We start from the raw sequence: 7,874 nt of genomic DNA, 5'->3' as shown, positions 1-7,874 counted from the left end.
CCTTTCTCCTTGAGAATAAGTATGAAGAATAGCGCTTTGACCATACTTATCTGTTCTTTTATCAAATATTCTTTTATATTTAATATTAGAATCTACCATAACATCACCTACATAATCCCAAAATAAAAAGGATCTTCATCCTGGATAAGATAGGGCTTCAATTTCTCCCATCCATCATTGACAAAATCCTTAGCTCTACTCATTCTATTTTTAGATGAACTATTCTCACCAATTTTGATAGGACCTACTCCAAGAGATACTGAATCATCTTCATCATTAGATTGTTCTTTTATGAATTCGCCTATGATTATTTCAGTAGCTCCTAAGTTAATAATAGATTGAATAGAAGCATCCTCAGAATTTAGATATTCCTCATCTATCTTAGATTCAATATAAGGTATCATTTCATCTATAGTATCTTGAATATCTTTATCATAGCTTTCATCAAGTCTTGCTTTCTTTCTTACTCTTTCAACCTTTACTTCAATCATATAATCACTCCTTAAAACTAAAACAAGAGGTTATAAAACCTCTTATTTTAATTTAAGTATCTTAGCAGAATCTTTATAAATTTTATTAAATCCTATTATTTCAGATACTGCAGCCCTTTCGATTTGTCTATTAATAATCTTGTCATATTCTACCATGGTATTAGCAACAGTAACTTCTTCTAAGCAGTATCTCTTATCTAAAGCTACTATAGTTCCTGCTTCCAATATATCTGCTCTTAACCACTTAGAGCCTATAGGATTAACCATTTGACCTGTTTTTTGGAAGTTAAATCCTGCTTGTGGGTCCTTAAATTCTTCCATTAATAAAATAGCTGTTAATATGTCCTTAGGTGCTAATACAGTATTTACATCATAGCCTTCTTTAAATTCCATGTAAAACTTTACTATTTCATCATAAGTTAGTTTTCCAGATGTTCCACCTATAGGTGCTGTACCTACTGTTAAAACATTAGCTGCATTGCTATTTCCATCACCATAGATAAGGGTATATAATGCATCTCTTAATTGCTGTTTACCTATTCCTACACCCAGCTTTTTAAGATGTAAGGCAAACATATCTATCTTCATAAGTTTTAAAGCTTCATAAGAGATTTTTAACAATCTACCTCTTTTATAAAACTTAGTGTTTTGATTTCTAAGTTTTATTTCAGTTTCAGGGAACTCTGCTCCTTCAGCTATATCATCTAGTTCTATATCTTCATCTTTTATATCATCTGCATAGATTGCAGTGTATTGCATAGCATCTATTTTAGTAGATGAACCAACGATATCTTTTAACACATTTCCTTCTTCCATACCTTCCCTAATAGTTCTATCAATGTACTCTGGGAATAATAAAGTAGATTCATATGTTTGATAGAACTTAGAAACTACATCTGAGCCACTTCCTGCAGTTCTAATATCAAATCTCTTTAATTGTCTCTGAAACGCATCCAATCCTTCATGCTCTGTACCTTTATAATTTTCTGTTGGATCTAATTCCTCTAACTTTTGAGTAAGGGATTTTCTTTCCTTTGCTGCATCTTGGTACATACCTTTTTCTAATTTTAAATCATCAAATGCCATCTATATTACCTCCTTATATAAAAAAACCTACTAGTTTATTAGTTTTATCTACTCTTACTACTCTAGCTACTACTCCATCAGCTTCTGCTGCAGCCGACTTAATGTTTCCGTCTTTATCAGATACTAATTTTTGATATCCTACCTCAGGGGCTGTACCTGAATATGTTAGTTCAAAATATCCTTCCATTCGAACTGAACAAGTACCCCTATCTTCATGTTTTAGCATTTCACCTAAAAATAGATCTCCATCAACACAAATACCTACAGTGTCTGTTAATGTTGATTTTACCAACTTACCTTCTTCCTTTACCGATAACGAATCATCAGTTTTAAATGTAGCTACTAACTCATTAAACCCTTTAAAATTAACTCTTGCTGGTTTCAACATACGATTATACCTCCCTTATTATTTAAAGCTTGAATTGTCTACTGATGTAGTAGATTTTTTATTACTATCATCATAATTTTTGCTTTGTGGTACCGGTGGAAATTTTTCATCCACCTTCTTTTCATATTGCTTTTTAAACTCCTTTAATTCCTCGACATCGCACTTTTCAAATACCTTAGACATCATTTCTTCATTGAAGGATTCACCTTCTGCCATTTTACCTAATCTAGTACATTCTTTCTTCAAATCTTCAACATACTGTTCGCCCATGGCCGCCTTAGGCTTTAATTCCTTTAATTCTTTTTCAGCATCCTCTGCTTTTTCAATAGCTTCATCATAAACCTCTAAATCTTTTTCTAAATCTGAAACTGGTATTTCAATTACATCAGATTTTTCAGCCTTAGCTTTACTAATTAATCCTTTTAAATGTTTCATTGACATTTCTCCTCTCTTAGTAATTTGAGCATAAAAAATAGACCTCTCGGTCTTTTTATGTTTTTCACCTGGTTTTTCTTTACTTGATTTCTCTAATTTAACACCTTTTACTACTCCTGCTGCAGGTTGAGCTGGTACTGCTACAAAACTAACCTCATAGGCTTCCTTTGGTTCCTTCATGCGGAGATAACAAACTATATCCTTACCATTAACCTTATAGCTTCTCCCTGGCCAATGGCTACAGTTAGCACCATCATAAAAAGAATTACCACATATGTCACACTCTAAATCTTTTATACTAAAACCTACAGATACTTCTTTAAGTATCCCTGCTTCAATATTTTCTATAAGGTCCTCATGGCCTTTCTTAACAGTATAGGCCCAAGCTTTTAACTGATAATACGGACTACCCTTTAGTTTAGTTTCACCTTCTACAGTTTTACCAGGTACTTTAACTACTTCTGTTTTAAAAATTCTAGAGTGTTGGTTTCCACTAGTCCAAGAGTGGTCTTGTATAAAAGTCTTACCTACAAAAAGATTAGATAATATATCTAAATCCTTTTTAGTAAAATATTCATAATCTCTATCTGCCTCATTATCACATAGAACTATAGGATAGATATATACTTCATCAGATGTAAGTTCCCTTCTAGTATGTTGATTTATTAAAGACATATCATCATCTGTTATATCTTCAACTTGCTTAGTCGATACCATAGCCTTTAAATGAAACTTTTGTTGATTTAAGTTATCTTTTTCCTTATCCAATGTTTCACCTCCTTAGGAATTACCTTTATATTCATCATATTGCCTTTTAGTTCTAGGTTTCTTTCTGCATCTACAATGTGGGTGAGTATCTTCGACAACTTTAGGGGCTTCTTCTATCTCCCACATTTGACCATCTAAAGATAAACATATATGACAAGCATCAGGAGCTGCATCCCATTCACAATGATAAAACCCTTCTGCCTCATATTCTGCCATTTCTGCCCTATCAATAGCCATAGCAGATTCAGACCTTGCAAGTCTTTCCCAGTACCATCTTTCACCTGAGATTGACCTCTTTAACCTATATTCTAAGTCTCTAGCCCATTCTGTAGGGTTATCTCCTACTGCAGCATGTTCTGCCATTATATTTATTACTTGAGCTTCCTTGTCCTTAGCCTTAGTATTAACTAATTCCATGCCATTTCTCAATAACTCTTGAACATATGGATGTCTATAGTTAGCTACAACCTCATTTCTTTCTGATGCATCTTCTGGGAACTCCTCCCTTATTACTTCATTTCCCCTTATAGTGCCATAACCAAAGGCATGTAATAGATATTGCCCATAGGTACCATACCCTTCTATATCCTCATCTCCTGAACCTTGACCTATCATTTCAATTACAAAGTCCTTTATAGCCTCCTTAATTTTGTCTTCAATAAATTCAGGAAGGTCTTTAGTCTTTATATAGCTCTTGCTTTTATCTTTGTTACTTTCTTCTAATGCTGGAATTAAGTCCAATACCTTCTTTTCTAGCCTATTGACACATTTCATATAACCTTTTAATGTGTCCTGTTCTATCTGTAATTGAATAGGGTCTTCAGGTGGGGCATTAAATGGGCTTTTACTTATGCTGCAACTGCAATCATTATGCTTTGATTTATTATTACCTATAGACTTATTATCTTCTTGGCCATCCACTTCTTCCTGTTCTTCTCCTTCTTCTGGTGGAAGTAATGAAAATCTAGGTGGAGCTTCTCCCACTGGTTCTTCATATCCTAGTTCCTCTGCAGCAATATCCTGATCTATTATATTTTCATTTCTAAGTCTTATAATATTTTCTATTTCTTTACCCCTTGCTTGCTGTTTAAATAAATCAGCCCTAGCCATTTCAACTGCATCTTGAAGGTTTATCTCATCCCATACTATTTCATAAGGGATATTCTTACCTGTTATAGTCTGCCACATGTCAATAATGTACTGGATCATAGGAGTAACTTCGTCCCTATAGTTATCTAATTCAGATGTAAGGAAATCAGCTTGTTGCTGAGACATTCTTTCTGTAGTAGACCAACTAAGGCCTAGTAAGAATGGAGGTAGTCCAGTTTTAGCCACTAACTGCTCTAATACCTGTTTGACTGGAACCTCTGCATCTAGTATCTGGTTATCTGCTCCTATTACCTTTATTCCTATATTCCCTACTCCTATAAAGTCACTAACTTTCCCTTTTTTATTATTCTTCATTGTTTCATTAAAGGAATCTTCAATTAGTTTTATTCTCTCTTTTACCTTTTTCCCATCCATATTATCATTAGTAGGTATATAGGTTACTGAGTACCTTGGATTTCCAAACCTCTCCCAGTTTAAATCTGTAGCAGTAAATATTTTTAATAGTATACTTACCATAAATGGCATTGATCTATACAAAGAAACACCATAGGGTGAATCCCCCTCTGGATCTAATGGTGTAAATAATATTAAGTCTTGGTATGGCAATACTACTGGCTCTATCTCTCCTGGTTGTTCTTGGCATACTAGATGTATCAATGGATTATCAGTTTGTTTTAATTTAATAGTTCTAATATCAATATTCTTTAATGCATATATATCATTTTTACCATTGTTTAATATTATTTCTCCTGCAGAGTTACCACACTCTATTAATTGGTCTAGATAACTTTCTACAAATGGATATATACCTGTTTGATTAGAATTTACTTTTACATTATTTAAGAATTCTCTTATCTCTTCCTCTTGCTTATCACTTTCACATTTAATATCAAAAGTGCCTACTAGTCTAACAATACGATTTATAGCAGTATCTAATACTGGTACTGCCTCTCTCATAGATTTATATAGGTTATATTCAACCTTAAGTGGAATATATTTATCTAATTCATTAAATGGATGACTAAGGGTGTCTCTTGTTTGCACTACTGCAGTTACTGGTTCATCTTTTTTCTTTTTAAAAAAATCAAACAATCCCAATCTCTCACCTCCTTCAAATAATTATCTCTCTGATGATGATACATAGAATGGTTCATCTACTACGGTATTTTTCCTTACTTGTAATGCAATACCTAGGGCCATGACCCTATCATCATGGCAGCCTTCTTGTGCTCCCATCTTTCCATTACCTAAGTTAACAAATGTTATAAGTTCATCTATTAATTCTATAGATCTAATATCTAAATATCCTTCTCTTATTCCTTCCTGGAGATCTGATATTAGAATAGGTTTAGTTTGTTTATTAGTAGGGAATCCTGGTTCTTTTTCCTCTTGGCCAGTTACACTATTATATTTAACATGATGATATAGATTTTCATAAATATCATAGTTAATCAATGTATTTAATACTGCATGTCCATGGTTATTTCTTTCTATCCCTTCAACTGCATAATTGTAATATAATCCAAGTCTTTTAGTTTTCTTAGCAAATACATCAGGTTCCCAGTGACCATGGAGCTCAGCCACCTGTCTACCTGTTTCTCTTTCTATTACCATAGATACAGAATAGTCTCCGCCATCTTTTCCTTCTGCTACGTCTGAACCTATTACATATTCTAAATCTTCTCTAGGTTCTTCATATACTTTTAATTCGCCCTTATATTGTTCATAGATAAAATCATCAAATACTATTACTTCTTCATCATATTCGTTCTCTGTTACTCTAATTTCTGCAGCATGGTCTATAGTATATTCAGTATAGTTATCTCTTTCTTTTTCTAACCTTTTTCTTATGGCCATTAACTTCTTAATATCAAATACAGGTCTACCACTAGTTAAGAAACAAGACTGTTCGTCCTCAGGATACTCTTGCCTAAACATATCCTCTTTACTTAAACCATCTTTATCAGGCATCTCCGATACTTTCCATCTACGCCATTTTATTTGTTCTAGTGTTAGATTGTATGTATCCACTAGTTGCTGCTCTTCTTGGTCAAGTTCTAACTTTTCTCCTGGCTCTAATTCTAGTTTATATTCAGGATGATCAAACCATCTATAGAAATGATTAGTAAACCTGCTTTGGCCTTCTTTAGCTTCAAAGTAAGTCCTATAGAAATAATTACCTACACCATTAGCAGTAGTCTCAATGCATACCTCTCCATCATAAGGAACTGCCTGCAGCAACCCTGTCATTAATTCTTCTGGATTAGGCCAGAAGGCAACCTCCGAACAATGTAAATAGTTTACTGTGTCCCCACGGCCAAATGATGTGTTCCCAGCAGTACCAACTGAAATTCTACTATTATTCCCTACAAAGAAGTACTCCTTCCTATTTCCATACTTAGGTTTATTGCTGCCATCATTGAGTTCCAGCTTCTTTTCCTCTGGTAAATTCTCATACATTAACTGAACAGTAGAGAATATCTTTTGTGTAGAGTCTGCATTATGAGCTATTATTACTGCAGTTACATTCTCCTCATTAATAATCCTTTCAAAATATTGGGCTACCTTTAAAGTAGTAAAACCTAGCTGCCTAGGTTTTAAGATGATATCTCTATTAGTTTTTTCTTTCCAATACTGGTTTTGAATCGGATTCATGGGTAACGGTATAACTTTTTTATCCTTAGTCTTGATATATAGATACTTTTCTATATATTCACTAGGGGATAGTTTATTTAGATTATTTTCTGCAGCATCTATTTTCTGTTCTATCTCATTTAATATGTCAATTAGCACTCTACATCACCTATCCACCTCGTATCCTTCTCTGTTCCTCTGCAATCCATCTCATTCTGGTATTATTTGATATTTCCATTAATACTTTTCGAGTGGTTACTGGATCATGTTTATCAAATTCATCAACAAATATAGATATAAACTCCTGTATTAATTGAAAATCATATATCTTAGACTTCAAATCAGCTAGGAACTTATTGTTCTCTCTTACTTCTCTGGTTAGCATTGTATAGTCTTTAATATTTTGCGATATACCCTTTTCTATGTTATAAGCAAATTCTTCTGGAGTTATTCTCACTCCCATATCCCTCATTAGCCTTACTGCTGTCTGACTAACCTCTTCTACTATTTCAGATATGCTCTCTATTCCATCTAGTTTATTTAGAACCCTATTCGATACGTCTAATTGTGTCTGTATAATATCATAGGTATGATTTACTGATTTCATTACCCTTCTTTTATCTTCTTTGATAACTTCTACTGCCATATCGTCAACTTTTTCCTCATGTTTATCCAGGAACCTTTTAACTGCCATTTCAGATATTTTAAAGTTATCTTCTTCTTTTAACGTTATAACGATATCGTTATATGTTTTACCGTTATTTCTTAATTTTATTACTTTATCCTGCAACCCATGTTTCTCTATTTTAGTAGGTCTTGCCACATTATCACCCTCTAACGTTATGTAATTAAATTTAACGTTACTTTTTATTTTTGTATAAAAAAAGAGTCCTAATTGAACTGACCCTTGTCAAGTAGACAGGTAATTTAATTAAAATGTTATGCACATTTGGATGCATGGT

General features: G+C 33.3%; 7 protein-coding genes. All 7 read right to left on the bottom strand.

The window, feature by feature from the left end; all coding sequences use genetic code 11:
• Nucleotides 1-107 precede the first annotated feature (107 nt).
• Genes AB2369_RS09210 through AB2369_RS09180 form a run of 7 tightly spaced genes read right to left on the bottom strand, consistent with a single transcriptional unit; the run spans nt 108 to nt 7,735 of the window.
• The gene (locus AB2369_RS09210) at nt 108-491 is read right to left on the bottom strand and encodes a hypothetical protein (protein WP_367666189.1); all 384 of its coding nucleotides are present in this window, start codon (nt 489-491) and stop codon (nt 108-110) included.
• A 42-nt stretch (nt 492-533) separates the two neighbouring features.
• Nucleotides 534-1,577, bottom strand: a complete 1,044-nt coding sequence (locus AB2369_RS09205; RefSeq protein ID WP_367666188.1) for a phage major capsid protein — start codon at nt 1,575-1,577, stop codon at nt 534-536.
• Nucleotides 1,578-1,590: 13 nt separating this feature from the next.
• Entirely contained in the window at nt 1,591-1,965 is a 375-nt protein-coding gene (locus tag AB2369_RS09200) for a hypothetical protein (RefSeq protein WP_367666187.1), read from the bottom strand.
• Nucleotides 1,966-1,983: 18 nt separating this feature from the next.
• Entirely contained in the window at nt 1,984-3,168 is a 1,185-nt protein-coding gene (locus AB2369_RS09195) for an XkdF-like putative serine protease domain-containing protein (protein WP_367666186.1), read from the bottom strand.
• A 12-nt stretch (nt 3,169-3,180) separates the two neighbouring features.
• On the bottom strand, nt 3,181-5,376 hold the full coding sequence (locus AB2369_RS09190) for a hypothetical protein (RefSeq protein WP_367666185.1): 2,196 nt from the start codon (nt 5,374-5,376) through the stop codon (nt 3,181-3,183).
• 21 nt (nt 5,377-5,397) lie between these two features.
• Nucleotides 5,398-7,071: a hypothetical protein gene (locus AB2369_RS09185; protein WP_367666184.1), complete on the bottom strand. Its 1,674-nt coding sequence runs from the start codon at nt 7,069-7,071 to the stop codon at nt 5,398-5,400.
• Nucleotides 7,072-7,081: 10 nt separating this feature from the next.
• A complete protein-coding gene (locus tag AB2369_RS09180; protein ID WP_367666183.1) occupies nt 7,082-7,735 on the bottom strand; it encodes a hypothetical protein in 654 nt (217 codons plus the stop codon).
• Nucleotides 7,736-7,874: the final 139 nt, after the last annotated feature.

This window comes from Clostridium sp. (assembly GCF_040797585.1).
Classification (GTDB): domain Bacteria; phylum Bacillota; class Clostridia; order Clostridiales; family Clostridiaceae; genus Clostridium_Z.
This window is presented reverse-complemented; position numbering and strand designations above follow the sequence as displayed.

What these genes read in the sequence shown, in the direction of transcription:
- AB2369_RS09210 (WP_367666189.1), bottom strand. Translation starts at nt 491, where the DNA reads ATGATTGAAGTAAAGGTTGAAAGAGTAAGAAAGAAAGCAAGACTTGAT.
- AB2369_RS09205 (WP_367666188.1), bottom strand. Translation starts at nt 1,577, where the DNA reads ATGGCATTTGATGATTTAAAATTAGAAAAAGGTATGTACCAAGATGCA.
- AB2369_RS09200 (WP_367666187.1), bottom strand. Translation starts at nt 1,965, where the DNA reads ATGTTGAAACCAGCAAGAGTTAATTTTAAAGGGTTTAATGAGTTAGTA.